The 25,514-nt window shown below is 69.3% G+C and carries 32 protein-coding genes; 20 read left to right on the forward strand and 12 right to left on the reverse strand.

The window, feature by feature from the left end:
- Positions 1–28: 28 nt before the first annotated feature.
- The 6 genes from ACWF7A_RS26870 to ACWF7A_RS26895 are packed head-to-tail and all read right to left on the reverse strand — an operon-like array spanning position 29 to position 5,859.
- Entirely contained in the window at positions 29–1,078 is a 1,050-nt protein-coding gene (locus ACWF7A_RS26870; RefSeq protein WP_452253267.1) for an ABC transporter substrate-binding protein, read from the reverse strand.
- A gap of 14 nt (positions 1,079–1,092) precedes the next feature.
- Positions 1,093–2,436, reverse strand: coding sequence for a sulfate adenylyltransferase subunit 1 (locus tag ACWF7A_RS26875; protein WP_452253268.1), 1,344 nt, complete (start codon positions 2,434–2,436; stop codon positions 1,093–1,095).
- Positions 2,437–3,336: a sulfate adenylyltransferase subunit CysD gene (cysD, locus tag ACWF7A_RS26880; RefSeq protein WP_452253269.1), complete on the reverse strand. Its 900-nt coding sequence runs from the start codon at positions 3,334–3,336 to the stop codon at positions 2,437–2,439. It abuts the gene before it with no gap.
- On the reverse strand, positions 3,333–4,028 hold the full coding sequence (locus ACWF7A_RS26885) for a phosphoadenylyl-sulfate reductase (RefSeq protein ID WP_452253270.1): 696 nt from the start codon (positions 4,026–4,028) through the stop codon (positions 3,333–3,335). Before ACWF7A_RS26885 ends, cysD begins: the two co-directional genes overlap by 4 nt.
- Positions 4,025–4,183, reverse strand: coding sequence for a hypothetical protein (locus tag ACWF7A_RS26890; RefSeq protein ID WP_030472080.1), 159 nt, complete (start codon positions 4,181–4,183; stop codon positions 4,025–4,027). The genes ACWF7A_RS26885 and ACWF7A_RS26890 overlap by 4 nt, the downstream gene beginning before the upstream one ends.
- Complete coding sequence (locus tag ACWF7A_RS26895) at positions 4,180–5,859, reverse strand: nitrite/sulfite reductase (protein WP_452253271.1); 1,680 nt, start codon at positions 5,857–5,859, stop codon at positions 4,180–4,182. Before ACWF7A_RS26895 ends, ACWF7A_RS26890 begins: the two co-directional genes overlap by 4 nt.
- A gap of 371 nt (positions 5,860–6,230) precedes the next feature.
- Between ACWF7A_RS26895 and hemW the strand changes: the two genes are divergently transcribed.
- Complete coding sequence (gene hemW / locus ACWF7A_RS26900) at positions 6,231–7,439, forward strand: radical SAM family heme chaperone HemW (RefSeq protein ID WP_452253272.1); 1,209 nt, start codon at positions 6,231–6,233, stop codon at positions 7,437–7,439.
- Between the two features lie 2 nt (positions 7,440–7,441).
- On the opposite strand, the gene ACWF7A_RS26905 is transcribed toward hemW, so the two are convergent.
- Positions 7,442–7,657, reverse strand: a complete 216-nt coding sequence (locus ACWF7A_RS26905) for a hypothetical protein (RefSeq protein WP_452253273.1) — start codon at positions 7,655–7,657, stop codon at positions 7,442–7,444.
- Between the two features lie 125 nt (positions 7,658–7,782).
- Between ACWF7A_RS26905 and hrcA the strand changes: the two genes are divergently transcribed.
- The 6 genes from hrcA to ACWF7A_RS26935 all read left to right on the forward strand — a co-directional run bounded on the left by hrcA (position 7,783) and on the right by ACWF7A_RS26935 (position 12,583).
- Positions 7,783–8,805, forward strand: coding sequence for a heat-inducible transcriptional repressor HrcA (gene hrcA, locus ACWF7A_RS26910; RefSeq protein ID WP_452253274.1), 1,023 nt, complete (start codon positions 7,783–7,785; stop codon positions 8,803–8,805).
- Between the two features lie 42 nt (positions 8,806–8,847).
- Complete coding sequence (gene dnaJ, locus ACWF7A_RS26915) at positions 8,848–9,996, forward strand: molecular chaperone DnaJ (RefSeq protein WP_452253478.1); 1,149 nt, start codon at positions 8,848–8,850, stop codon at positions 9,994–9,996.
- Positions 9,993–10,724 carry a 16S rRNA (uracil(1498)-N(3))-methyltransferase gene (locus tag ACWF7A_RS26920; protein WP_452253275.1) on the forward strand — a complete coding sequence of 244 codons (732 nt, stop codon included), beginning with the start codon at positions 9,993–9,995 and terminating at the stop codon, positions 10,722–10,724. The genes dnaJ and ACWF7A_RS26920 overlap by 4 nt, the downstream gene beginning before the upstream one ends.
- Before the next feature lie 276 nt (positions 10,725–11,000).
- Entirely contained in the window at positions 11,001–11,657 is a 657-nt protein-coding gene (locus ACWF7A_RS26925) for an alpha/beta hydrolase (protein WP_452253276.1), read from the forward strand.
- Positions 11,658–11,666: 9 nt separating this feature from the next.
- Positions 11,667–12,257 carry a TetR/AcrR family transcriptional regulator gene (locus tag ACWF7A_RS26930; protein WP_452253277.1) on the forward strand — a complete coding sequence of 197 codons (591 nt, stop codon included), beginning with the start codon at positions 11,667–11,669 and terminating at the stop codon, positions 12,255–12,257.
- Positions 12,258–12,265: 8 nt separating this feature from the next.
- Positions 12,266–12,583: a histidine triad nucleotide-binding protein gene (locus ACWF7A_RS26935; RefSeq protein ID WP_452253278.1), complete on the forward strand. Its 318-nt coding sequence runs from the start codon at positions 12,266–12,268 to the stop codon at positions 12,581–12,583.
- On the opposite strand, the gene ACWF7A_RS26940 is transcribed toward ACWF7A_RS26935, so the two are convergent.
- On the reverse strand, positions 12,580–13,329 hold the full coding sequence (locus ACWF7A_RS26940; protein ID WP_452253279.1) for a GNAT family N-acetyltransferase: 750 nt from the start codon (positions 13,327–13,329) through the stop codon (positions 12,580–12,582). The two genes, ACWF7A_RS26935 and ACWF7A_RS26940, sit on opposite strands and share 4 nt — an antisense overlap.
- Positions 13,330–13,474: 145 nt before the next feature.
- On the opposite strand from ACWF7A_RS26940, the gene ACWF7A_RS26945 reads away from it, so the two are divergent.
- The 11 genes from ACWF7A_RS26945 to ACWF7A_RS26995 are packed head-to-tail and all read left to right on the forward strand — an operon-like array spanning position 13,475 to position 21,816.
- A complete protein-coding gene (locus ACWF7A_RS26945) occupies positions 13,475–14,524 on the forward strand; it encodes a PhoH family protein (protein ID WP_452253280.1) in 1,050 nt (349 codons plus the stop codon).
- Positions 14,525–14,529: 5 nt separating this feature from the next.
- Positions 14,530–15,075, forward strand: a complete 546-nt coding sequence (gene ybeY / locus ACWF7A_RS26950) for an rRNA maturation RNase YbeY (protein ID WP_452253281.1) — start codon at positions 14,530–14,532, stop codon at positions 15,073–15,075.
- A 4-nt stretch (positions 15,076–15,079) separates the two neighbouring features.
- The gene (locus ACWF7A_RS26955; protein WP_452253282.1) at positions 15,080–16,366 is read left to right on the forward strand and encodes a hemolysin family protein; all 1,287 of its coding nucleotides are present in this window, start codon (positions 15,080–15,082) and stop codon (positions 16,364–16,366) included.
- Positions 16,359–16,691: a cytidine deaminase gene (locus tag ACWF7A_RS26960; RefSeq protein ID WP_452253283.1), complete on the forward strand. Its 333-nt coding sequence runs from the start codon at positions 16,359–16,361 to the stop codon at positions 16,689–16,691. The genes ACWF7A_RS26955 and ACWF7A_RS26960 overlap by 8 nt, the downstream gene beginning before the upstream one ends.
- 44 nt (positions 16,692–16,735) lie before the next feature.
- Positions 16,736–17,632, forward strand: coding sequence for a GTPase Era (gene era, locus ACWF7A_RS26965; RefSeq protein WP_452253284.1), 897 nt, complete (start codon positions 16,736–16,738; stop codon positions 17,630–17,632).
- Positions 17,633–18,385, forward strand: a complete 753-nt coding sequence (gene recO / locus ACWF7A_RS26970; RefSeq protein ID WP_452253285.1) for a DNA repair protein RecO — start codon at positions 17,633–17,635, stop codon at positions 18,383–18,385. It begins immediately after the preceding gene.
- A gap of 48 nt (positions 18,386–18,433) precedes the next feature.
- Positions 18,434–19,258 (forward strand): isoprenyl transferase, encoded by an 825-nt coding sequence (locus tag ACWF7A_RS26975; RefSeq protein ID WP_258950884.1) that lies wholly within the window; start codon positions 18,434–18,436, stop codon positions 19,256–19,258.
- The gene (locus ACWF7A_RS26980; protein ID WP_189159908.1) at positions 19,255–19,653 is read left to right on the forward strand and encodes a YbjN domain-containing protein; all 399 of its coding nucleotides are present in this window, start codon (positions 19,255–19,257) and stop codon (positions 19,651–19,653) included. The genes ACWF7A_RS26975 and ACWF7A_RS26980 overlap by 4 nt, the downstream gene beginning before the upstream one ends.
- 23 nt (positions 19,654–19,676) lie before the next feature.
- Complete coding sequence (locus tag ACWF7A_RS26985) at positions 19,677–20,108, forward strand: hypothetical protein (RefSeq protein WP_452253286.1); 432 nt, start codon at positions 19,677–19,679, stop codon at positions 20,106–20,108.
- Entirely contained in the window at positions 20,105–21,115 is a 1,011-nt protein-coding gene (locus tag ACWF7A_RS26990; RefSeq protein ID WP_452253287.1) for a permease, read from the forward strand. Before ACWF7A_RS26985 ends, ACWF7A_RS26990 begins: the two co-directional genes overlap by 4 nt.
- Positions 21,112–21,816, forward strand: coding sequence for a TIGR03943 family putative permease subunit (locus tag ACWF7A_RS26995; RefSeq protein ID WP_452253288.1), 705 nt, complete (start codon positions 21,112–21,114; stop codon positions 21,814–21,816). The genes ACWF7A_RS26990 and ACWF7A_RS26995 overlap by 4 nt, the downstream gene beginning before the upstream one ends.
- 4 nt (positions 21,817–21,820) lie before the next feature.
- Here ACWF7A_RS26995 and ACWF7A_RS27000 read toward each other — a convergent pair whose 3' ends face one another.
- The 3 genes from ACWF7A_RS27000 to ACWF7A_RS27010 are packed head-to-tail and all read right to left on the reverse strand — an operon-like array spanning position 21,821 to position 22,856.
- Positions 21,821–22,219 (reverse strand): Fur family transcriptional regulator, encoded by a 399-nt coding sequence (locus tag ACWF7A_RS27000; RefSeq protein ID WP_191304953.1) that lies wholly within the window; start codon positions 22,217–22,219, stop codon positions 21,821–21,823.
- Positions 22,216–22,566 carry an ArsR/SmtB family transcription factor gene (locus ACWF7A_RS27005; RefSeq protein ID WP_189159914.1) on the reverse strand — a complete coding sequence of 117 codons (351 nt, stop codon included), beginning with the start codon at positions 22,564–22,566 and terminating at the stop codon, positions 22,216–22,218. Before ACWF7A_RS27005 ends, ACWF7A_RS27000 begins: the two co-directional genes overlap by 4 nt.
- 11 nt (positions 22,567–22,577) lie before the next feature.
- Positions 22,578–22,856: a hypothetical protein gene (locus ACWF7A_RS27010; protein WP_452253289.1), complete on the reverse strand. Its 279-nt coding sequence runs from the start codon at positions 22,854–22,856 to the stop codon at positions 22,578–22,580.
- A gap of 17 nt (positions 22,857–22,873) precedes the next feature.
- On the opposite strand from ACWF7A_RS27010, the gene ACWF7A_RS27015 reads away from it, so the two are divergent.
- Positions 22,874–23,251 (forward strand): antibiotic biosynthesis monooxygenase family protein, encoded by a 378-nt coding sequence (locus tag ACWF7A_RS27015; protein ID WP_452253290.1) that lies wholly within the window; start codon positions 22,874–22,876, stop codon positions 23,249–23,251.
- On the opposite strand, the gene ACWF7A_RS27020 is transcribed toward ACWF7A_RS27015, so the two are convergent.
- On the reverse strand, positions 23,202–23,909 hold the full coding sequence (locus tag ACWF7A_RS27020) for a tetratricopeptide repeat protein (RefSeq protein ID WP_452253291.1): 708 nt from the start codon (positions 23,907–23,909) through the stop codon (positions 23,202–23,204). The genes ACWF7A_RS27015 and ACWF7A_RS27020 overlap by 50 nt on opposite strands.
- Before the next feature lie 93 nt (positions 23,910–24,002).
- Here ACWF7A_RS27020 and ACWF7A_RS27025 point away from each other — a divergent pair, with 93 nt between their 5' ends.
- Entirely contained in the window at positions 24,003–25,388 is a 1,386-nt protein-coding gene (locus tag ACWF7A_RS27025) for a glycine--tRNA ligase (RefSeq protein WP_093600740.1), read from the forward strand.
- The last annotated feature ends 126 nt before the right edge of the window (positions 25,389–25,514 follow it).

Raw genomic sequence — 25,514 nt, forward strand, 5'->3', positions numbered from 1 at the left:
CGTGTGCCTTCCCCTCGACGTCTCGGAACTACTTCTTGTCCAGGCCCGCTGCTTGGACCTGCGGCTTGCCCTGTGCCTGGAGAACCTTGTTCAGCAACGTGAAGTCGGCGTACCCGGCGACGTTCGCGGCCTCCTTGGCCACGCCCGCCGTCACGGCGTCCTTCGCCAGCTGCGGGAAGTGCTTGGCCTGCGCGTCGGTCGTGAGCTCGATGTTGTCCCACGCGGCATCGAGGATCTTGTCGCCGAGCTTCTTGGACGTGAGCTTCTCGAGGTGGGCGTTCGCGGCCTTCTTGGCCTCGTCGGAGTTCGCCTTCGCCCAGTCGATGGCGGCGACGTGGCCCTTCAGCACGGCCTCGACGGTCTCGGGGTGCTCCTGCAGGAACTTCGTCCGCACGATGACGACGGTGGTCGGGAAGGCCCCGCCCTCCCACAGCGTCTTCTCGTCGAGCAGCACCTTGCCGCCACCCTCGGCGACGATGCGCGCCGACCACGGCTGCGGCGCCCACGCGGCCTGGATGTCGCCCTTCTTGAACAGGTCGAGCGACGCGGCGTTCTCCACGTTCTGCACCGTGACCTGGTCCGTCAGCTTCTTCTCCGCCAGGTACTTCTTCAGCGACACGTCCTGCGTGTTCGCGAGCTGCGGCGTGGCGACGACCTTGCCCTTGAGGTCCTCGATCGAGTTGATCTCCGGCTTCACCACGAGCTGCGCGCCGCCCGAGGTCGCGCCGGCGATGAGCTTCACGGCCTCGCCCTTGGACTTCGAGTAGGCGTTGATCGCCGGGCCGGAGCCGATGTAAGCGATGTCGAGGGACTCGCCCAGCAGGGCGTTGACCTCGTCGGGGCCCGCGTTGAACGTCTGCGTCGTCAGCTTGGTGTTGCCGAGCTCCTTCGCGTACAGGCCCTTCTCGACGCCGATCAGCGCGGCGGCGTGGGTGATGTTCGGGAAGTAGCCGAGGCGGACCTCGGCTGCGGCGCCCTTGGACTCGGCGGCGGGGGTGTCACTGGTTCCGGCACGGCTGCAACCGGAAAGGGCTGTCAGAGCGACTAAAGCGACGGCGATGGCGGGCTTGAGGTTCACAGCGAAAGGGCCTTTCAGGGACCGGGGGAGACGAGGGCGTGGTTGTCAGGGGTAGCGGCGCTACCCCCGGTACAGCTCTCCACGCCGTTCTCGAGGAGCGGCAGCGGAGCCCCGACCAGTCCAGCGGCGAGAGTCGATCCGTCACTCGCGTCGATCACCAGGAAGGACCCGGTGCGCCGGCTGAAGCTGTAGTCGTCCAGCGGTACGGGCTCCGCGAGACGCAGAGCCACTCGGCCGATCTCGTTCAGCTCCAGCGAGGCAGGGCTGTCCACACTGGACAGGTTCTGCTCGTCGAAGCGGTCGCGCAGGTCGGTGACCATCGCCTGCACGGTGCGCGTGCCGTGCTTGACGAGGACTCGGGCGCCGGGCCGCAGCGGCTTCTCCGCGAGCCAGCAGAGGGTGGCGTCCAGCTCGTCGGTGACGTTGGGCTCGTTGCCCGCCACCGAGATCAGGTCGCCGCGGGAGATGTCGATGTCGTCCGCCAGCAGCAACGTCACGGACTGGCCGGCCGCCGCCTCCGCCAGTTCACCGTCCGCCGTGTCGATCTTCGTGACCGTCGAGCGACGGCCGGACGGCAGCACCACGATCTCGTCGCCCGGCTTGACCGTGCCGGCCGCGACCAGACCGGCGTAGCCCCGGTAGTCGAGGTGCTCGGCCGTGCGCGGGCGGATCACGTACTGCACCGGGAAGCGGAACGGGGCGTCGTGCGGGTCGGGCTCGACCGGCACCGTCTCCAGGTGCTCCAGCAGGGTCGGGCCGGAGTACCAGGGCGTGTTCGCGGACTTGTCCACGACGTTGTCGCCCGCCAGCGCGCTGACCGGGATCTCGACGACCGAGTCCTCGGTGTAGCCCAGGGCCGTGGCGTGCGCGGTGAACTCCTTGGCGATGCGGGAGAACGTCACCTCGTCGTAGCCCACGAGGTCGATCTTGTTGACCGCGAGGACGAGCCGCGGCACGCCGAGCAGCGCGAGCACCGCCGCGTGGCGCCGGGTCTGCTCGATGACGCCCTTGCGCGCGTCGACCAGCAGGACCGCGAGCTGCGCGGTGGAGGCGCCCGTGACGGTGTTGCGGGTGTACTGCACGTGGCCCGGGGTGTCCGCGAGCACGAAAGACCGTTTGGGCGTCGCGAAGTACCGGTAGGCGACGTCGATCGTGATGCCCTGCTCGCGTTCCGAACGCAGGCCGTCGACCAGCAACGACAGGTCCGGGGTCGCGAGACCGCGGTCGGCGCTCGCGCGGTGCACGGCGTCGAGCGTGTCCGCGAGCACGGACTTGGTGTCGTAGAGCAACCTGCCGACGAGCGTGGACTTTCCGTCGTCCACGCTGCCAGCGGTAGCCAACCTCAACAGGTCGCTCATTTAGAAGTAGCCCTCCCGCTTGCGGTCTTCCATGGCGGCCTCGGACAGCCGGTCGTCGGCCCGCGTGGCGCCGCGCTCGGTCAGTCGGGACGCGGCGACCTCGGCGATCACCGCGTGGATGTCGGCGGCGTCGGACTCGACGGCACCCGTGCAGGAGCCGTCGCCGACCGTGCGGTAACGAACCGTCTTGCGCTCCAGCGTCTCGCCGTCGCGCGCCGTGCCCCACGGGCCTTCGGCGAGCCACATGCCGTCGCGCAGGAACACGTCGCGCTGGTGCGAGTAGTAGATGTCGGGCAGCTCGATGCCCTCGCGCTCGATGTAGTTCCAGACGTCGAGCTCGGTCCAGTTCGACAGCGGGAACACGCGGACGTGCTCACCGGCGCGGTGCCGGCCGTTGTAGAGGTTCCACAGCTCGGGCCGCTGGCGCTTCGGGTCCCACTGGCCGAACGCCGTGCGCAGGCTGAAGATCCGCTCCTTGGCGCGGGCGCGTTCCTCGTCCCGGCGACCGCCGCCGAAGACCGCGTCGTACTTGTGCTCGGTGATCGAGTCGAGCAGCGGCACCGTCTGCAACGGGTTGCGCGTGCCGTCCGGACGTTCCTCGAGGCGGCCGTCGTCGATCCAGTCCTGGACCTTCGCGACCTCCAGGCGCAGACCGTGTTGTGCCACCACGCGGTCGCGGAACTCGATGACCTCGTCGAAGTTGTGCCCGGTGTCGACGTGCAGCAGCGGGAACGGTACCGGCGCCGGGTAGAACGCCTTGATCGCGAGGTGCAGCAGCAGCGTCGAGTCCTTGCCGCCGGAGAAGAGGATCACCGGCCGGTCGAACTCGCCCGCGACCTCGCGGAAGATGTGGATCGCCTCGGATTCGAGACGTCCCAGGGTGTCCAGAGCCAGTGTCATCCGTGCAACCCACATTCCGTCTTCGACTGACCGGCCCACCGGCCGCTGCGCGCGTCCTGGCCCGGCAACGGCTTCGCGGTGCACGGCAGGCAGCCGATGGAGGGATATCCCTCCTGCACCAACAGGTTCTCGAGGATGCCCTTCTCGCTGATGTAGGCGTTGAACTCGTCGTCGCTCCACGGCGCGATCGGGTTGATCTTCACCAGGCCGTTGCGGTCGTCCCACTGCACGATCGGCGTGTTCGCCCGCGTCGGGGCGTCCACGCGGCGCACACCGGTGACCCACGCGTCGTACTTCGCGAGCTCGCGGCGCAGCGGCACGACCTTGCGCAGGTTGCAGCACGTGGCCGGGTCCGACTGGTAGAGCAGGCCGAACTCGCGTTCCTGGTCCTCCACCGACTGCTCGGCGGCGGCGTTGACGATGCGCACCTCCGGGTAGACGACCCCGACGGCGTCGCGCACGCCGATCGTCTCCGGGAAGTGGTAGCCCGTCTCCAGGAACAGCACGTCGAAGTCCGGCTTCACCTTGGCGGCGAGGTCGATCAGCACGGCGTCCTGCATGTTGGAGGCGACGATGTAGTTGTCGCCGAACGTCCGCGCGACCCACTCCAGCGCCTCTTCGGCGTTCGCGTCCTTCAGCTCCAGCTCGGCGGCCTCGGCGACGATCTTGAGGTCCTCCTTGAGATCGCTCACTTCTTCACCTCCTGCGGCAGGTTGAGCCCGACGAACGAGACCTTGAAGACGCGGCGGCACCCGGTGCACAGCCACGCGTAGCTGGGTTCCTCCTGCGGCCGCAGGTCCTCGTCGCCGCAGTAGGGGCAGTAGAACGGCGTCGCGCGTTCGCTCATCGCAGCGAACCCTCTTCCGCGCGGGCGACCCACTGGGCGAACCGCTCGTCGGTCTCCCGCTGGGCCACGAAGTTCCGCACCACGCGCTCGACGTACTCGGGCAGCTCGTTCGCGGTCACCTTGTGGCCGCGCAGCTTCCGGCCGAAGCCGGCGTCGAGGCCGAGGCCGCCGCCGAGGTGCACCTGGAAGCCCTCGACCTGGTTGCCGCTCTCGTCCGTGACGATCTGGCCCTTCAGGCCGATGTCCGCGGTCTGGATGCGGGCGCAGGAGTTGGGGCAGCCGTTGATGTGCACGGTGATCGGCGCGGTGACGCCGTCGACGATGTCCTTGAGGTTCGCTTCGAGCTGCGTGACGAGGTCGAGGGCACGCGCCTTGGTCTCGACGATCGCGAGCTTGCAGAACTCGATGCCGGTGCAGGCCATGATGCCGCGGCGCCACGGCGACGGGTCGACCTGCAGGCCGAGCTTCGCGAGGTCGCTCTTGAGGGTGGGGATCTCGGCCTCGGGCACGTCCAGCACGATGATCTTCTGCTGGGGCGTGAAGCGGACGCGGCCGGAGCCCGCCCGTTCCGCGTACTTGGCCACCTCGACGAGGATCGAGCCCGAGACGCGGCCCGCGACCGGCGCGGCACCGACGTAGAACAGGCCGTCCTTCTGCTTGTGCACGCCGATGTGGTCGAGCGGCTGGTCCAGCTGCTCGGGCGCCGGGCCGTCGATCATCTTGCGCTTGAGGTACTCGTCCTCGACGACCTGGCGGAACTTCTCCGGACCCCAGTCGGCGACGAGGAACTTGATGCGCGCGCGGTGGCGCAGCCGGCGGTAGCCGTAGTCGCGGAAGACGGAGATGACCGCCTCCCACACGTCCGGCACCTCGTCCAGCGGCACCCAGGCGCCCAGACGCTTGCCCAGCATGGGGTTCGTGGACAGACCGCCACCGACCCAGAGGTCGAAGCCGGGCCCGTGCTCGGGGTGGTTCACGCCGACGAACGCGATGTCGTGGATCTCGTGCGCGACGTCCTGCAGGCCGGAGATGGCGGTCTTGAACTTGCGCGGCAGGTTCGAGAAGCGCGGGTCGCCGATGTAGCGCTCGAGGATCGTGTCGATCGCCGGCTGCCCGTCGATCACCTCGTCCACCGAGATGCCCGCGACCGGCGAGCCGAGGATGACGCGCGGGCTGTCGCCACACGCCTCCATCGTCGTCAGGTTCACCGCTTCGAGCTTCTGCCAGATCGTGGGAACGTCCTCGACCCGGATCCAGTGGTACTGGATGTTCTGGCGGTCGGTGATGTCCGCGGTGTCACGCGCGTAGGTCTGCGAGATCTCGCCGAGAACCCTGAGCTGCTGCGTGGTGAGCGCACCGCCGTCGCTGCGGACGCGCATCATGAAGAACTCGTCGTCCAGCTCCTCCGGCTCGAGCGTGGCCGTGCGGCCGCCGTCGATGCCGGGCTTGCGCTGGGTGTACAGGCCGTACCAGCGGAACCGTCCGCGCAGGTCGGCAGGGTCGATCGAGTCGAAACCGCCGTGGGCGTAGATGTTCTCGATGCGGGCGCGGACGTTGAGCGGGTTGTCGTCCTTCTTGCTCCGCTCGTTGGGGTTCAGCGGCTCTCGGTAACCGAGTGCCCACTGCCCCTCGCCGCGACGCTGCTTGGCGCGCGGTGACGTCTGCGGCGTGGCCATCGCCATCCTCCGGGGTTTCGAGGCGCTCGGTGCGCGTAGCGAAGCCCGGAGGTGCTCGTGGTGGGGGCGTCGTCAGCGCGCCGGGCGCTGACGGGAACAAATCAGCGCGCGGTCATGCCGAACGACGGCACATCGCGCTGGAGACACGACGGAAGTCGACGTGGCGGCGGGCCACGAGGCGGACTCCAGTCGAATGCATGTCCTCAGTGTGCATGCCGTCCAGTGCGTGGTCCACCGCCAACCGAATGCTGGGATTGACGAGGGGAAGTTGACATCCTAGGCTGGTTTCACTCCGTAATACTTCTGTCACCGACAGATACTTCCCCTGGTCGAACACCGCCATTCGGGCCGTGTAGGGGACACTGGGAGTCATGCCCTCCGCTTTGCCCGAAGGCGAGCCCGCGCCCGCTGACGGTGCGCTTCCCGCGTCCGCTCTCGCCGGTGTCGGTTCACGCCCCTTCGGCGTCTACGTGCACGTGCCGTTCTGCGCGACCCGCTGCGGCTACTGCGACTTCAACACCTACACGCCCGGCGAGCTCGGCTCCTCCGCGTCACCGGAGTCGTGGCTGGAGGGCCTGCGCCGCGAGCTCGACCTCGCCGCGTCCGTCCTGGGGACCGCGCCTTCGGCCGAAACCGTGTTCGTGGGCGGGGGAACGCCCTCCTTGCTCGGCGCCTCGGGTCTTTCGGACGTGCTGGACGCCGTGCGCCAGTCGTTCGGCCTCGCCCCCGGCGCCGAGGTGACGACGGAGTCGAACCCCGAGTCGACGTCCGTGCCCTTCTTCGAGGGGATCCGGTCCGCGGGCTACACGCGCGTGTCGTTGGGCATGCAGTCGGCCGCGCGCCACGTCCTGGCCGTGCTGGACCGCAAACACACGCCAGGCCGTCCGGGTGAAGCAGCCCGTGAGGCGCGCACGGCCGGGTTCGACCACGTGAACCTGGACCTGATCTACGGCACACCGGGGGAGCGCCCCTCGGACCTGGCCGCCTCGCTCGACGCCGTGCTCGACGCGGGCGTCGACCACGTGTCCGCCTACGCGCTGATCGTCGAGGACGGCACCGGCCTCGCCCGCCGCATCCGCCGCGGCGACCTGCCGATGCCGGACGACGACGTGCTCGCCTCGTCCTACGAGATGGTCGACTCGGTGCTCTCCGGCGCCGGCTTCTCCTGGTACGAGGTGTCGAACTGGGCCACCTCGGTGGAGGCCCAGTGCCGCCACAACGTCCTGTACTGGAAGGGCGCGGACTGGTGGGGCTTCGGCCCCGGCGCGCACAGCCACGTCGGCGGCGTCCGCTTCTGGAACGTGAAGCACCCGGCCCGCTACTCGTCCCTGCTCGCCGAGGGGCACTCACCCGCCGCGGGCCGAGAGACGCTGACCGCCGAGGACCAGCGAGTCGAACGGGTGCTCCTCGAACTGCGCCTCTCCGAGGGCCTGCCCGTGGACGTGCTGGACTCCGCCGGCCGCGAAGAGGCCGAGCAGGCGATCGCCGACGGCCTGCTGGAGCCCCTGGACGACCGCTGCGTGCTCACCGACCGGGGCCGCCTGCTGGCCGACGCCGTCGTCCGGCGCCTGCTGCCCTGAGATCAGCGGGCGCGCAGGTCGTGCTGGCTGTGCACCTCGGTGATCTTCTCGCCGTCCTTGACGTAGGTCGCGGTGCCCCACCACAACCCGTCGCGCCGGCGGCTCTCCTCCCAGACGACGGTGCCTTCCCACCACGCGTCGTCGCTGTGGACCAGGCACGCTCTCCCCGGTTCGGGACCTTCCTCCTCCGGTGGCCGCAGCCACACCACGTTGCCCACGTTTGGACCCTAGCGAGTGCCACCGACAAAAACCGGAGCCCTGATCGAGCACGACTTCAGAGCGGGCACCGGGCACGAATCCGGCTGGGTAAACTCGGTAGTAGTGGACACGGAGGTGAACAGCGATGAACGCCGATGAACGTCGGTTCGAGGTGCTGCGCGCCATCGTCGCCGACTACGTGTCCAACCAGGAGCCCGTCGGGTCGAAGGCCCTGGTCGAGCGGCACAACCTGGGAGTGTCGAGCGCGACCGTGCGCAACGACATGGCCGCGCTGGAGGACGACGGGTACATCGCCCAGCCGCACACCAGCGCGGGGCGCGTGCCGACCGACAAGGGCTACCGGCTCTTCGTCGACAAGCTGAGCGAGATCAAGCCGCTCTCGCAGGCCGAGAAGCGCGCGATCCGCAGTTTCCTCGACGGGGCGGTCGACCTCGACGACGTGATGCGCCGCAGCGTGCGGTTGCTCGCGCAGCTCACGCGGCAGGTGGCGGTGATCCAGGTGCCGACGCTGTCGCGTGCGGCCGTGCGTCACCTGGAGGTGCTGCCGATCACGCCGTCCCGGCTGATGCTGGTGCTCATCACCGACACCGGGCGCGTCGACCAGCGGATCGTCGAGCTCGGGGACGTCATCAGCGAGGAGCACACGGCCCAGCTGCGCGGTGTGCTCAACCAGGCGATGGCGGGGCAGCGGCTGGCCGAGGCCAGTGCCAAGGTCGCCGAACTGCCCGAGGAGGTTCCGTCGAACCTCCGCGACCCGATGCTGCGAGTCGCTACTGTGCTCATCGAGACGCTGGTGGAGCACCCCGAGGAACGGCTGGTGCTCGGCGGTACGGCGAACCTCACGCGGAGCATCACCGACTTCCCCGGCTCGCTGCGGCAGGTGCTGGAGGCGTTGGAGGAGCAGGTCGTCGTGCTCAAGCTGCTCGCCGCCTCCCGCGACCCCGGTCGCGTGCTGGTGCGCATCGGCGAGGAGAACGAGGCCGCTGAGATGCGCAGCACTTCCGTGGTGTCGATCGGCTACGGCAGCCGTGACAATCCGCTCGGGGGTCTGGGCGTCGTCGGACCGACGCGCATGGACTACCCCGGGACTATGGCGGCCGTGCGCGCGGTTGCCAACTACGTCGGTGAGATCCTGACCGGTCGTTGACCAACATGTACTTGCTAGTTGATGAACATGAAAGTGAACAAGGTGGCCAGGGATTACTACGGCATCCTCGGTGTCTCGCAGGAAGCGACACAGGATGAGATCAAGCGCGCCTATCGCAAGCTCGCCAGGCAGCTGCACCCGGACGTCAATCCCAACGAGGAGGCCCGCTTCAAGGAGGTGACGGCCGCCTACGAGGTGTTGTCGAACCCCGAGAAGCGCCGCGTCGTCGACCTGGGTGGCGACCCGCTCGACTCGGGCGGTGGTGGCCGTCCGGGCGGGGACCCGTTCTCGGGCTTCGGTCTCGGCGACATCATGGACGCCTTCTTCGGCGCCTCGACCGGTGGTGGCCGTGGACCGCGCAGCCGTGTGCAGCCCGGTTCCGACGCGCTGATCCGGCTCGACATGACGCTGGAGGAGTGCGCCGCGGGCGCCTCCCGCGAGCTGACGGTCGACACGGCGATCCTGTGCGACCGCTGCCACGGCGCCGGCACCCAGAACAACTCCAAGCCCGTCCAGTGCGACACCTGCCACGGCCGCGGCGAGGTCCAGTCCGTGCAGCGCTCGTTCCTCGGCCAGGTCGTGACGTCCCGCCCGTGCCCGGTGTGCCGCGGCTACGGCGAGGTCATCCCCGACCCGTGCCAGCAGTGCGCCGGTGACGGCCGCACCCGCTCGCGCCGCACGATCTCCGTCAACATCCCCGCCGGTGTCGCCGAGGGCATGCGCGTGCGTCTCGCGGGCCAGGGCGAGGTCGGCCCCGGCGGTGGCCCCGCCGGCGACCTCTACGTCGAGGTCGAGGAGCACCCGCACGAGATCTTCGAACGCGACGGCGCCGACCTGCACTGCGTCGTGCAGATCCCGATGACGACGGCGGCCCTGGGCGCCACGTTGCCGCTGAAGACCCTGGACGGCGAGGAAGAGCTCCAGATCGACCCGGGCACGCAGCCGAACACGCAGCTCGTCATGACGGGCCGCGGCATGCCGAAGCTGCGCTCCACGGGCCGGGTCGACGGCCGCGGCGACCTGCACGTGCACCTCGAGGTCGTCGTGCCGACGAAGCTCGACGCCGCCCAGTCCTCACTGCTGCGCGACCTCGCCGAGATGCGCGGGGAGAGCGAGCCCTCGTTGTCCCACAACGGCAAGGGCGGCGGCGGGCTGTTCTCCCGCCTGCGTTCCTCGCGCGGCCACCGGTGACCCTGCCCGTCTTCCTCGTTCCCGCGCTGCCGCGGGGCGAGGAGCTCGTGCTGGACGGACCGGAGGGCCGCCACGCCGCCACCGTGAAGCGGATGCGCGTGGGTGAGGAGCTCGTGCTGTCGGACGGCTCCGGTGCCCAGGTGCGCTGTTCCGTGGTGGCGGTGGAGAAGGACGCCCTCGCGCTGCGCGTCGTCGAGCGCTGGGTGGAGCCCGAACCGGCACCGCGCGTCGTGCTCGCCCAGGCCCTGGTGAAGGGCGACCGCGGTGAGCTCGCGGTCGAGCTCGCCACCGAGGCCGGAGTGGACGGTGTGGTGCCCTGGCGCGCCACCCGGTGCATCACCAAGTGGGAGGACGGGCCGCGCGGCGCGAAAGCGTTGGGGCGCTGGCGATCCACGGTTCGTGAGGCGGCGAAGCAGGCCCGCCGGGCGCGCGTTCCGGTCGTCGACGAGCCCGTGAGCACCACTCAGCTTTCTCATCGCGTGTCGTCCTCGGCGCTCACTCTCGTGTTGCACGAGAGCGCCACCGAACGCCTTGCTGACGTCGAGTTGCCCGATTCCGGAGATGTGCTGCTTGTGGTGGGTCCCGAAGGCGGAATCACGCCGGAGGAACTGGATGCTCTGCGATCTTCCGGTGCTCGCGTGGTCCGATTGGGTCCAACTGTTTTGCGTGCTTCCACGGCCGCCGCGGTTGCTCTTGGTGCTATTGGGGTGCGCACGACCCGCTGGTGACCCCGATCACTCCGAAGGTGAACATCGGATGGATTGGCTTGACGGAAGTTGTAGCGAATCGCAGGCGGATGGGGTTACCCTTGGTGGCAGAGGGGCTGATTGGTCTATCCGGAAACGGAGTAGACGATTAGGCTCTTCTGACCAAAAGACTCGCCGGACACCTCCCCCCTCGGTCCGGCGTCGGCGCCTCGCGGCGAAGCGACCCCCAGGCTTCGGACCGCGAGGCGCCCCTTTTGTTTTTCGGGGGTTCTTTCTCACTTCGCGTAAGTTCTGCGTGTGCAGCGAATTGCTTACGGTGACCATCCCAGTCAGTTCGGCGAGCTTTACCTTCCCGAGAACGCGACTCAGGGTGCCGTTGTCGTCATTCACGGTGGTTTTTGGCATCAGCGCTACGGACTAGAACTCGGCCGGCCCCTCGCGGACGCGCTTGTGGCCGACGGGTTCGCCGTCTGGAACATCGAGTACCGGCGCGTGAGCGGCGGCGGTGGATGGCCGCAGACGGGCCAGGACGTGCTCGCCGCGATCGACGCCGTCGACATCGGGCCCGTCGTGACGCTCGGGCACAGCGCGGGCGGCCATCTCGCTGTGTGGGCGGCCAAGCACAGCGCGCGAGTGGTCGGAGCGGTCGCCCAGGCGGCGGTGCTGGACTTCACCCGGCACATCACGCCGCGCGCCCTCGAACTGTGCACCGAGGAGCAGTTCGCGGAGGCCTCACCGGCCGCGTTGGTCCCCATCGGCAAGCCGGTGGTGTGCGTGCACGGTGACCAGGACGAGGACGTTCCGGTCGAGCAGTCGATCGGGTTCTGCGCCGCCGAGCCTCAGGCCGAGCTCGTGGTGGTGGAAGGGGCCGGGCACATGGACATGATCACGCCGGGCACCGAGTCCTGGGAGCGGTGCCGGACGGCTGTCGTCCGGCTCGCCCGCGGCTGCTAGAAAGGGCCGGTGCCGAAGGTTGTCGACCACGAGGAACGCCGCCGCGAGCTCGCCGAGGCAGTGTGGCGCATCGTGCAGCGGGACGGGATAGACCACGCGTCCGTCCGTGCCGTGGCCGCGGAGTCCGGGTGGTCGAGCGGCTCGTTGCGCCATTACTTCCCGACGCAGGACGCGTTGCTTGGCTTCGCGATGGAGCTCGCGTACCGGCGGTTCCTCTCCCGGCTGGAGAAGATCGACACCACCGCCGGGAACCGGGAGGTGGTGCGGTCCCTCGCGCACGAGATGCTCGCGATGGACGAGGACCGGCGCGTCGAGGCCGCCGTGCTCTTGTCGTTCCTGCCGCGCGCGATGGTGGAACCGTCGTTGCACGAGCTGGAGCGCTTCGGCACGCGACAGCTCTGTGACGAGATCGCGCGCGTGCTCACCGCCGCGCAGCACGCCGGCGAACTGCGGCCCGGCGTCGTGCCGTTGAAGGCCGCACGGCTGCTCATCGCGTTGATCGACGGCCTCAACATCCACCACGGCCTCGGGCCCGACGAGGTGACGGTCGAGGAGATGGTCGAAGCCCTCGACGAGCGGCTGGACTCGCTGTTCGGTTGACTCGGGGCATGTCCTGTCTGTTCTGCCGGATCGTCGCCGGTGAGGTTCCCGCGACGATCGTGCACGAGACCAAGACGACGCTGGCGTTCCGCGACATCCAGCCCAAGGCGCCCGTGCACGTGCTGCTGATCCCGCGTGAGCACGTGCCGAACGCCGTCGACCTCGACGGTGACCAGCTCGGCGACCTGTTCGCCGCGGCGAGAGAGGTCGCCGACACCGAGGGCGTGGCCGAGTCCGGCTACCGGCTGCTGTTCAACACCGGCCCGGACAGCGGGCAGGAGGTCTTCCACGCCCACCTGCACCTGCTGGGCGGCAAGCGTCTCTAACCGAGCGCGTGCGACGCGGGCGCGAAGTACCGCGAGCGGTCACCGGGCACGTCCGCGGCGCCCGCCACCATGAGCCTGCACCCACCGTCGCGCTTCTCGAAGCCTTGTCCCGCGAGGAAAGCGCCGACCTCGGCGTTGTCGGTGTCCACCCGGACCCTGTCCTCACCGGCCGCCAGGTCCGCGATCAGCCCGCACGCGGCCGCCGCCGTGGGGGCGATCAGCGGACCGATGGTGACGCCGTCGGGGTTCGGGCGGGTGGCGACGACGCCGTCGTCCGACATCAGCACGCGGTACGGCGACGCCGGGGCGAGCAGCCGTTCCCAGAGCACGGGCCGGGTGTAACCGCTGACCTCGCGGTCGAGCGCCGCGAGCGACGCCGCGTCGGCGGGAGTGGCCACGCGCGTGACGCCGGGGGCCTCGCCGGTGAACACGCCGTGGTAGTCGGCGGTCTCCCCGACGGGGTGAAAGCCGAGCCGCGCGTAGAGCGGTTCCCCCATCGCCGTCGCGTACAGCGCGGACGGACTGACGTTCATCGTCTCGGCCATCAGCCGGGTGCCTATGCCACGGCGCCCGGCCCAGGACGCGACCAGTACGCCGCTGATCGCCTGCATCTCGGGATAAGGCGTCGTCAACGCCGTGCCGAGCAGTCCGGACGAGTCGAAGGCGCCGTACCCCGGACCGAGGGCGAGCATCATCTCCCACTGCGCCGGGGTCCACGTCCAACCGCGGTCCGTGATGAGCTTCATGCACTCGGGTACGTCCTCGACGTCAAGCCTGCGGATCTCCACAGCTCCCGAGCACACACGGTGAGCAATCCGGTAGCCACCCATTTTCGGCCGGACTAGCATCGTCGGCACCAGATCCGAGCGACAGGAAGCAGGCCGGGGCCACGTGGCCGAAGAAACCCAGCAGAGCAACAAGGAAGGTCAGTCCCGGTTCGCCGTGCCGGAAGGTGCGGTGCTCACGCTGCTCGGGTCGCGCGACGAGAACCTCCGGCTCGCGGAGGAACTGCTCGACGCCGACGTGCACGTGCGCGGGAACGAGATCACCTTGTCCGGCGACCCCGCCGACGTGGCCTTCGCCGAACGCGTCTTCTCCGAGCTCATCACCCTCGCCGGCCGCGGCCAGCCCATCGACCAGAACAGCGTCCGCCGCATCATCGCGATGCTCAGCGCGAACGACGTCGAGTCGCCGGCCGAGGTCCTGAGCCTCGACATCGTGAGCCGCCGCGGCCGCACCATCAGGCCGAAGACGCTGAACCAGAAGCACTACGTCGACGCGATCGACAAGAACACCATCGTGTTCGGCATCGGCCCCGCCGGCACCGGCAAGACCTACCTCGCCATGGCCAAGGCCGTGCAGGCGCTGCAGAACAAGCAGGTCAACCGCATCATCCTGACCCGTCCGGCCGTCGAGGCGGGCGAGCGGCTCGGGTACCTGCCGGGCACGTTGTACGAGAAGATCGACCCGTACCTGCGGCCGCTCTACGACGCGCTGCACGACATGGTCGACCCGGAGTCGATCCCGCGGCTGACGCAGGCGGGGACGATCGAGGTCGCGCCGCTGGCCTTCATGCGTGGACGGTCGTTGAACGACGCGTTCATCATCCTCGACGAGGCGCAGAACACGACGCCCGAGCAGATGAAGATGTTCCTCACCCGGCTGGGCTTCGGCTCCAAGATGGTGGTGACGGGCGACACGACGCAGGTCGACCTCCCCGGCGGCCAGCGCAGCGGCCTGCGGGTCGTGCGGGACATCCTCGACGGCGTCGACGACGTGCACTTCTCGGTCCTGACCAGCCAGGACGTGGTCCGCCACCGCCTGGTCGGCGACATCGTCGACGCGTACGACAAGTGGCAGGTCCAGCAGGACGACCTGGACCAGAACGGGCAGCACCACGGACCCGGTGCACGGCGGGGTAACCAGCGGCGAGGACGATAGGCGCCGTGAGCATCGAGATCGCCAACGAGTCGGGCGTCGTGGTCGACGAGGGTTCCATCGTCGCCGCCGCCCGGTTCGCGCTGGACCGCATGGGCGTGAGCCCGCTGGCCGAGTTGTCCGTCCTGCTCGTGGAGCTGGACGTGATGGCCGACCTGCACGAGCGCTGGATGGACCTGCCGGGTCCGACGGACGTCATGGCCTTCCCCATGGACGAGCTGGACTCCGCGCGCCGTCCCGACGCCGCGGGCCTCGGCCCGGCGCTGCTCGGGGACATCGTGCTGTGCCCCGCGTTCGCCAAGGACCAGGCCAAGAAGGCGGGCCACGGCCTGCTGGACGAGCTGCACCTGCTGACCGTGCACGGTGTGCTGCACCTGCTCGGCTACGACCACGCCGAGCCCGCCGAGGAACGTGAGATGTTCACGTTGCAGAACCGCATCCTCGGCGACTTCCGCACGGCGCGGGACGACGCCGAACGGGCCGCGCACCAGCGCAGCACCGACGACAAGGTGCTCGGCGCGGTCGGCCTGGACGAGAAGAACGAAGAAGCCTGACGCGATGACCGGGAACCCTGCCAGTGTGATCGTGCTGGCCGTCCTGCTCGTGCTCGCCGCAGGCCTGTTCGCGTGTGTGGATGCCGCTCTCGGCACCGTGTCACGCGCACGGGTGGAGGCCCTGCAACGCCAGGGGCGCTGGGGCACCGGGCAGTTGCTGCAGGTCCTCAACGACCGGCCTCGGCACGTCAACCTCCTGCTGCTGCTGCGCCTCGCGTGCGAGATGTCGGCGGCGGTGCTGGTCACGACGGTGTTCCTCGACTACGTGGAGCAGGACTGGCTCGCCGTCCTGTACTCGTGCCTGAGCATGCTCGTCGTGTCGTACGTCCTCGTCGGCGTCGGGCCGCGCACCCTCGGCCGTCAGCACCCGTACGGCGTGTCGCTGCTCGCGGCGGGCACGGTCCGGCAGCTCGGCCGCGTGCTCGGTCCGTTGTCGAAGCTGCTGATCCTCATCGGTAACGCGATCACGCCCGGCAAGGGCTTCCGCGAGGGGCCGTTCAGCTCGGAGGTGGAGCTGCGCGAGCTCGTCGACATGGCGCAGGAACGCGGCGTCGTGGACGAGGGCGAGCGCGAGATGATCCACTCGGTGTTCGAGCTGGGCGACACGATCACGCGCGAGGTCATGGTGCCGCGCACCGAGATCGTGTGGATCGAGCAGTCCAAGTCGTTGCGGCAGGCGCTCGCGTTGTCGTTGCGCACCGGCTACACCCGCGTGCCGGTGATCGGGGAGAGCGTCGACGACGTGCTCGGCGTGGTGAACCTCAAGGACCTGATGAGGGCCACGCTCGCGGAGGACGAGGACCCGAAGAGCGTCTCCGAGCTGATGCGTCCGATGAGCTTCATCCCGGACTCGAAGCCCATCGCGGACCTGCTGCGCGAGATGCAGGTGTCGCGCCGGCACATGGCGATCGTCGTGGACGAGTACGGCGGCACCGCGGGTCTGCTGACCATCGAGGACATCCTCGAGGAGATCGTCGGCGAGATCACCGACGAGTCCGACACCGACGACCGCCCGCCGATCGAGCACCTGGACGACGGCGCGGTGCGCGTCAGCGCGCGTCTGCCGGTGGATGACCTCGACGCGTTGTTCGGCACCGAGCTCGACGATCACGAGGTCGAGACCGTCGGCGGCCTGCTGGCCCAGCGGCTCGGGCGCGTGCCGCTGCCCGGCACCGAGGCGGAGATCGCCGGCCTGCGCATGCGGGCCGAGGGCGGCAAGGACGAACGCGGCCGGATCCGGGTCACGACGGTGCTCGTGCGCCCCGCGCAGAAGGAGACCGAGGATGAATGACATCGCCCCCGAGGACGCCAAGCTCGTGACGCTCGCACGGTCTGTTCGTGCGCGTAACGGCTCCAAGGAGGGGGCGGCCGTGCGTGATCTCGACGGCCGCACGTACAACGCGTCCGAGGTCTGGTTGCCGTCGCTGAAGCTGACCGCGTTGGAGGCCGCGGTCGCCGCTGCCGTGTCGAGCGGTGCCGAAGGACTGGAGGCGGCCGTGGTCGCCACCGATGCCGCAGCCCTGGACGAGGAGTCGATCCGGGTGGTGCGCGACCTGTCGCCGAGCGGCCCGGTGATCCACGTGAACGCGGCGGGGGAGTTCGTCGAGCAGTTCTAGGGACCTGGGGGATCGGGTTTGCGGAGGCCAGGGACAATGGACTGATGGATGGTTACCGCTCCGGGTTCGCGTGCTTCGTCGGCCGCCCGAACGCAGGGAAGTCGACGCTGACGAACGCACTGGTGGGCACGAAGGTCGCCATCACGTCCAGCAAGCCGCAGACCACCCGCCACACGATCCGCGGCATCGTGCACCGCGAGGACGGCCAGCTCGTGCTGGTCGACACGCCGGGTCTGCACCGGCCGCGCACGCTGCTCGGCCAGCGCCTGAACGACCTGGTCCGCGAGACGTGGTCGGAGGTCGACGTCGTCGGCTTCTGCGTGCCCGCGGACCAGAAGGTCGGCCCCGGTGACAAGTTCATCGCCGCCGAGCTGGAGAAGGTCGCGAAGCGCACGCCCGTGGTCGGCATCGTCACGAAGACGGACCTGGTCCAGCCGCAGCAGGTGATGGAACAGCTGCTCGCGCTGCAGAAGGTCATGGAGTTCGCGGAGATCATCCCTGTCTCCGCGGTCGACGGCTTCCAGGTCGACAAGCTGAGCGACCTGCTGCTGGGCAAGCTGCCGGAGGGCCCGCAGCTGTTCCCGGACGGCGACCTGACCGACGAGCCCGAGCAGACCCTGGTCGCCGAGCTGATCCGCGAGGCCGCGCTCGAGGGCGTGCGCGACGAGCTGCCGCACTCCATCGCCGTCGTGGTCGAGGAGATGGCGCCGCGCGAGGGCCGGGACGACCTGATCGACATCCACGCGTTCGTGTTCGTGGAGCGGCCGTCGCAGAAGGCGATCATCCTGGGGCACCGGGGTGAGCGGCTCAAGCAGGTCGGCATGGCGGCGCGCAAGCAGATCGAGGGACTGCTCGGCAGCCGGGTCTACCTGGACCTGCACATCAAGATCGCCAAGGACTGGCAGCGGGACCCGAAGCAGCTGCGCCGCCTGGGCTTCTAGATGGCCAACCTGTACCGCGACACCGGAGTCGTGCTTCGTGTGCAGAAGCTCGGTGAGGCGGACCGGATCATCACCTTCCTGACCCAGCGCCACGGCAAGCTCCGCGCCGTGGCCAAGGGCGTGCGCAAGACGACGTCGAAGTTCGGCGCCCGTCTCGAGCCGTTCTGCCACGTCGACGTGCAGTTCTACCCCGGCAGAACGCTCGACATCATCACGCAGGTGCAGACGCTGGATGCGTTCGGCGTGGGCATCGTGAAGGACTACCAGCGCTACACGGCGGCGTGCGCGATCGCCGAGACCGCGGACCGTCTCACGGCCGAAGAGGGCGAGCCGGTCCTGCGGCTGTACATGCTCGTGGCCGGGGCGTTGAAGGCGTTGTCGACGGGGGAGCGGGACCCGTCGCTGCTGCTCGACGCGTTCCTCATGCGGGCGATGGCCATCGCCGGGTGGGCGCCCGCCGTGAACGAGTGCGCGAAGTGCGGCGATCCCGGTCCGCACCGGGCGTTCAGCGTCCAGGCGGGTGGCTCGTGCTGCCCCAACTGCCGTCCCGCCGGGTCGTCGTCGCCGTCCCAGGACACCCTGGCGTTGCTCTCGGCGCTGCTGCACGGGCAGTGGACCGTGGTCGACGAGATCCCGCAGATCGCCCGCCGCGACGCGAGTGGGCTGGTCGCGGCACATCTGCAGTGGCACCTCGAACGGCAGCTGCGTTCGTTGCCGTTGGTCGAGCGGAAGGCGCAGTCGGCGGACGGCTAATGTGGCGCCTACCGACAACGGTTTTCGGTCGAAAGGATGCCTAGCCCCATGCTGCGTCGCCGCCGCTCTGAGCGTGAGAAGCGCGTACCGCGCCCGCCGGAGCCGCACGAGTCCGGTGCGACGCCCCCGGACATCCCCGCCGACCTGGTGCCCAAGCACATCGCGATCGTGATGGACGGCAACGGCCGTTGGGCGAACCAGCGCGGGCTGTCGCGGGTGGAGGGGCACAAGCGCGGTGAGCAGGTCGTGCTCGACGTCGCGAAGGGCTCCATCGAGCTGGGCGTGAAGTGGCTCTCGCTCTACGCCTTCTCGACCGAGAACTGGAAGCGCAGCCCCGAAGAGGTTCGCTTCCTGATGAACTTCAACCGCGACGTGATCGCGCGCCGCACCGACGAGCTCGACGAGATGGGTGTCCGCATCCACTGGGCCGGCCGCTCGCCGAAGCTGTGGGGCAGCGTCATCAAGCAGCTGCAGGAGGCCGAGGTCCGCACGGCCGAGAACGACGTGCTGAACCTCGTGATGTGCGTGAACTACGGCGGCCGCGCGGAGATCGGGGACGCCGCCCGCGAGGTCGCCCGCCTGGTCGCCGCCGGGAAGATCAACCCGGACAAGGTCGACGAGCGCACCCTCGCGAAGTACCTGTACAAGCCGGAGATGCCCGACGTCGACCTGTTCATCAGGCCGTCCGGTGAGCAGCGGATCTCGAACTTCCTGCTGTGGCAGTCCGCGTACGCCGAGATGGTCTACCAGGACATCCTGTGGCCCGACTTCGACCGCCGCGACCTGTGGCGTGCCGCCGAGAAGTTCGCCGGGCGCGACCGGCGCTTCGGCGGTGCCGTCGACAAGCCCGGTGAGGAGGCGGTGTCGTCGTGAACGCGAGTGGTGAGGCCCTGGAGGCCGCACGCAAGGCGTTGGAGCTGTTCCACGACGTTTCCGTGGACGACGACGGAGCGTTGAGCTTCCGCCACGGCGACGTGCCGTGCGCGGTGCAGGGCATGGAACTGGCCGAAGGGCTGACGGTCCTCTCGCTGACGGTCGTCGTCGCGTGGGACCTGCCCGCCGAGGCGGCCGGATGGGTCGCCGAACGCGCCGGTCAGGGTCTGTTCGGCACGCTCGGCGTGATCCACTCCGAGCGCGGCACCGACGTGATGCTCCGCTACGCCTTCCCGGCGGACGGCCTCAAGCCCGAGCCGCTGAGCACGCTGCTCATGCTCGTCGTGTCGACCGCGTCGCAGGTGCGCGGCGAGCTCCTCTCCCGCTTTTCTTGAGAAAGGACCCTTCCATGGGTGGCGTGATCATTTACGAGCCGGAAGAGGACTCGGACGTCAACGAGTTCCCGTGGACCGTCACGTTCGAGCCGTCGGGCGGCGACGAGTGGGACTCGTTCATCTGCGGCCCGTACGAGCGTGACCACGCCGTCGCGCTGGCCGAGGCCGTGGCGCTGGACGACGAAGAGGGCGGCGTGCTCGCCATCGTGAAGCCGATGCTGCCCGCGCTGTCGGCGCAGGACGTCTCCGCCACGATCGAGGAGCTCCGCGAGGCCGCCCTCGAGGAGGAGGCCGACGACGAGGAGACCGTCAACGGCACCCCGGTCGACTTCGACGACGACGACCTCGAGGAGGAAGAGGCGGAGTTCGACGAGCCGCCGTCGCCCGAGGAGATCCGCGAGGGCATGGCGCGCCAGTACCGGCGCCTGCTGGACCTGGACGCGGACGCGGAATGACGATCACCGGCGAGATCCGCTCGTCGAAGCGGCGCTCCGGCGGGCCTCGGCTGAAGATCACGTCGTTGGAGGTGCTGTGCGGGATCCTCGTTCTCGCACTGCTCTTCCAGTCCCGGCTCGTCGACCTGCTCGACGTGCCGAAGCTGCGCACGGCGTCGACCGTGTTCGTGGCGATCTGCGTGCAGGCGATGCCGTTCCTCGTGCTGGGCGTGCTGATCTCGGGCGCCATCGCGGCGTTCGTGCCGGCCTCGGCGCTGCGCAGGCTGCTGCCCTCGAAGACGGCGCTGGCCGTGCCCGTGGCCGGTGTCGCGGGCATCGCGCTGCCGGGCTGTGAGTGCGCCTCGGTGCCGGTGGCCAAGCGGCTCATGCAGCAGGGCGTGGCACCGGCCGTGGCGCTGACGTTCCTGCTGGCCGCTCCCGCCGTGAACCCGATCGTGCTGGTGTCGACCGCGGTGGCGTTCAACGACGCCCCGATGATGGTCGTCGCGCGGTTCGCCGGCTCGCTGCTGACCGCGATGGTCATGGGCTGGCTGTGGGTGCGGTTCGGCAAGATGGAGTGGATCGCCGAACGGGCGCTGGCGCGGATGGCGGATCACACCGGCCGTTCCAAGTGGGCCGTGTTCGCCGAGAGCGCGCGGCACGACCTCGTGGACGCCGGCGGGTTCCTGGTGCTCGGCGGCCTCTTCGCGGCGGCGTTCAAGACGTTCGTGCCGGTCGCGTGGATGCAGACGCTCGGCGGCCAGATCGTGCTCGGGGTGATCGTGATGGCCTTCCTGGCCGTGATCCTGGCGCTGTGCTCGGAGGCAGACGCGTTCGTGGCGGTGGCGTTCTCCGCATTGCCCCTGTTGCCGCGCCTGGTGTTCCTCGTCGTCGGCCCGGCCGTCGACGTGAAGCTGATCGCGCTGCAGGCCGGTGCGTTCGGCAAGTCCTTCGCCTTCCGCTTCGCACCCGCTACCTTCGTGGTGGCGATCTTGTGCGCTGTCGTGAGTGGAGTGGTGCTGCTGTGAGGCGGGAAACCCAGAACATCCTCCTGGTGCTGCTCGGCGGCGCGCTGCTGAAGATCAGCTTCTCCGGGCTGTACCTCCGGTACGTGCAGAAGTCGCTGCTGCCGCTGCTGATCGCCGCCGGCATGATCATGATCGGCCTGGCGCTGTTCGCGATCGTGCAGGACATCCGCAGGGGCAAGGCAGCCGAAGAGCACGACCACGAGCACTCCCACTCGTCGCGTTCGACGTGGCTGATGCTGCTGCCGGTCCTCGCGGTGTTCCTGATCTCGCCCCCCGCGCTGGGTGGCGACGTCGTGAACTCGGCCGCCGACACGAACCAGACGCAGCGCTCCCGCAACCTGCTCGGCGAACTGCCGTCCGGCGGCGTGATCCCGTTGTCGATGACGGAGTTCGTCACGCGCACGGCGTGGGACGAGTCGGGGACGCTGGACGGCCGCCGCGTGAAGCTGACCGGCTTCCTGCTGCGCGCCGAGGGCGAGACCTACGTCGCGCGGCTCGCGATCTCGTGCTGTGCCGCCGACGCGCGGCCGTTGAAGGTCAAGGTCACCGGGGACGTGCCCGCGCTGCCCGACGAGCAGTGGGTCGAGGTGACCGGGCAGGTCGTGCCGAAGTCGGCGAACGAGAAGAACTCCTGGGTGCCGAGCTTCACCGTGGAGTCCTTCACGCCCGTGGCCGAACCGGTCGAGCCCTACGAGAGCTGAGGGCCTACTTCAGGCCCTTGGCCGTGCACTCCGCGCACGTCCCGAAGATCTCAACGGTGTGGCTGACCTGCGAGAACCCGTTCTCCGCGGCCACCCTGTCCGCCCACTTCTCGACGGCGGGACCCTCCACCTCGACCGTGCGCCCGCAGTGCCGGCACACGAGGTGATGGTGGTGGTGCGCCGAGCAACGGCGGTAGATCGCCTCGCCCGAGTCGGTGCGCAGGACGTCGACCTGGCCCGCGTCCGCGAGGGACTGCAGGGTGCGGTAGACCGTGGTCAGTCCGATGCCCTCGCCGCGGCGGCGCAGTTCCTCGTGCAGCTCCTGGGCGCTGCGGAAGTCGTCCAGCTGGTCGAGCAGGTTCGACACCGCGGTGCGCTGCTTGGTGGACCTCAGTCCGGTCACAACTTCTCCTCGACGTGCGTCACAGCGTCCACCACGATGTGCGCCAGGTGTTCGTCCACCAGTCTGTACACGACCTCGCGGCCGTGCCTTTCGCCGTGCACCACTCCCGCCGACTTCAGCACGCGCAGGTGCTGGCTGATCAGCGGCTGCGCCACCCCCAGCGCCTCGACCAGCTCGTGCACGCAGCGGTCGTGTTCGCGCAGCTGCAGCACGATGGCGATGCGGACCGGGGCGGCCAGTGCCCGCAGCAGGTCGCCGGCCTCGGCGAGGGTGTGCGCGGAGCGGGGTGCCGCGGGCGCGGGGGCCTCGCGTTCGGGGGAGTGCTCGCCGTGCAGTTGAACGGTCATGGCGGCGCACCTCACCTGGTAGGGATTTTCACAACCAATTCTACGGTGATGACGAGCAGTACCAGCAGGACCACCACGCGCAACGTGCGTTGAGCTGGGGAAAGAACCTTCCAGGTGGCTGCCAGGAGCACCGCGGCGCCCAGCATCAGCACGCCGAGCAGCACCGCGCCGAGGGTGCCGCCCACGAGGACGCCGGTGATGAACAGACCGAGCACGAGCACGAACGCCACGACGGGACGGACGCGCGCCAGCGGGCCGTCGCCGGGCAGGAGAGGGCGCTTGGAGGTCACCATGCCATCCTTGCACCGTGCTGCTGGTGTGCCGCTTCCGCGTGTCCGACCCCGAGACCTTCACCGTGCGCGTCGAGCAGGCGTTGAAGCTCCTGACGGCCCAGCCGGGGTGCCGCAAGGGCACGTTGGCGCGGTCGACCGACGAGGACGACCGTTGGGTGCTGACGGTCGAGTTCGAGTCCGTGGTGGCCTACCGGCGCGCGATGTCGCCGTTCCCCGTGCGTGAACACGTCATCCCGTTGCTGTCCGAGGCGCTGACCGACGAGCCCGCGATGTACGAGCCGACGCTGACCAGTGAGAACGGCGAGGTCGAGACCCACACGAGCGTGCTCGCCGAGGACGCGTTCACGGTGCGGCTGGGCGAGGCCGCGGGGCCTGCGAACCCGAGGCGATAGCTTCCATCTCCTCGACCCACTCCTCCTGGGAGTCGTGGGGGAGCAGCTCCAGCGCCCTGCGCGCGGCCTCGGCGGCCTCCTCGGTGCGGCCCAGCGCGTGCAGCGTCTTGGCCTTGCCGCTCTCCGCGTACGCCTCGGGCGTCTTCTCGAAGGCCTCCAGCGCTTCCTCGAAGCGGCCGTTCTCGAAGTAGAACCAGCCGAGGTTGTTGTGCAGCGGGCCGAGCCAGCGCACCAGCGCCGGGTTCGCCACGACGATCTCGAGGCCCTGGCGCGTCCACTTCTCCGGGTCGTCGACCAGCGACGCCATGTGCGCGGCGTCGACGGCGAGCGACAGGTCACCCCGGGTCTTCGCCAGGATGAAGGCCGCGACGAACAGCGGTTGCGCTGCCTCCGGGTCGCCTGCGGACCGGTGCAGCCTGCCGCGTTCGAGCAACGCCCGCACCCGGCCCGTCGAGTCGGGCGCGACGAGCACCTCCGCCTCGTCGACCAGGGTGTGACCCGCGGCGAAGTTCTCCCGCAGGCCCTCGACGCGGGCGAGCTGGGTCAGCACCTCCGCGCGCTCGTCCTCGGTCCCCACCTCGCCCAGGAACGCGCGGAACCTCGCCTCGGTGCCGTCCAGGTCGGCGAAGTCCCACAGCTCTCGCAGCCGGTCTTCCATTCGTGCAGGGTAAGGCTCCGGTCGCCCGTTCGGGGCGCAACGTGACGGGCTAGGCTTGGGCCCCCGATTCTCATTCCCCCGATGGAGTTCCCCTTGCCCGCCGATCGCATCGAGACCGTTGTCAGCCTCTGCAAGCGCAGGGGGTTCGTCTACCCGTGCGGGGAGATCTACGGCGGTACCCGCTCGGCATGGGACTACGGACCTCTCGGCGTCGAGCTCAAGGACAACATCAAGCGCCAGTGGTGGAACTTCATGGTCCGCGGCCGCGAGGACGTCGTGGGCCTCGACTCGTCGGTCATCCTGCCGCGTGACGTGTGGGTCGCCTCCGGTCACGTCGAGGCGTTCGTCGACCCGCTCGTCGAGTGCGAGTCGTGCCACAAGCGGTTCCGCGCGGACACGCTGTCCGAGGAGTACGCGGAGCGCACCGGCAAGGAGGTCGCCGAGGGCGACGTCTCCGACGTGCCGTGCCCCAACTGCGGCGTGCGCGGCACCTACACCGAGCCGAAGATGTTCAACGGCCTGCTCAAGACGCACCTCGGTCCGATCGAGACCGAGGAGGGCCTGCACTACCTGCGCCCCGAGACCGCGCAGGGCATCTTCACGAACTTCCTGAACGTGCAGACGACGTCGCGCAAGAAGCCGCCGTTCGGCATCGGCCAGATCGGCAAGTCGTTCCGCAACGAGATCACGCCGGGCAACTTCATCTTCCGCACCCGCGAGTTCGAGCAGATGGAGATGGAGTTCTTCGTCGAGCCCGGTACGGACGAAGAGTGGCACCAGTACTGGATCGACGAGCGCACCCGCTGGTACACGGACCTGGGCATCTCCAAGGAGAACCTGCGTCACTACGAGCACCCGAAGGAAAAGCTGTCGCACTACTCGAAGCGGACGGTCGACGTCGAGTACCGCTTCCAGTTCGGCGGCCAGGAGTGGGGTGAGCTCGAGGGCATCGCGAACCGCACCGACTTCGACCTCACGACGCACTCGAACCACTCGGGCGTCGACCTGTCGTACTTCGACCAGGCCACGAACTCGCGCTTCAAGCCGTTCGTCATCGAGCCCGCGGCCGGTGTCGGCCGCCCGATGATGGCGTTCCTGCTGGAGGCCTACACCGAGGACGAGGCCCCGAACGCCAAGGGCGGCGTGGACAAGCGCGTCGTGCTGAAGCTCGACCGCCGGTTGGCCCCGGTCAAGGTCGCGGTGCTCCCGTTGTCGCGCAACGCCGACCTCTCGCCCAAGGCCCGCGACCTCGCGACGGCCCTGCGCCGCAACTGGAACGTCGACTTCGACGACGCCGGCGCCATCGGCCGCCGCTACCGCCGCCAGGACGAGATCGGCACGCCGTTCTGCGTGACGGTCGACTTCGACACGCTCACCGACCTCGCCGTGACGGTGCGGGAGCGCGACACGATGTCGCAGGAGCGCGTGGCGATGGACCAGCTGGAGTCGTACCTCGCGGCGCGCCTGATCGGCTGCTAGTCCGCCCGACCACCCCGAGGTGGACGGCCTGGCGATGAGCCCGAGCCCGGCCGTCTCCACCGCGGTGATGTTCGCCGGCGTGGAGGCGGACCGGAACGCCGAGCGCGCCGGTGATCCCGGTTCGCC

The organism is Lentzea sp. NPDC055074 (genome assembly GCF_053608005.1).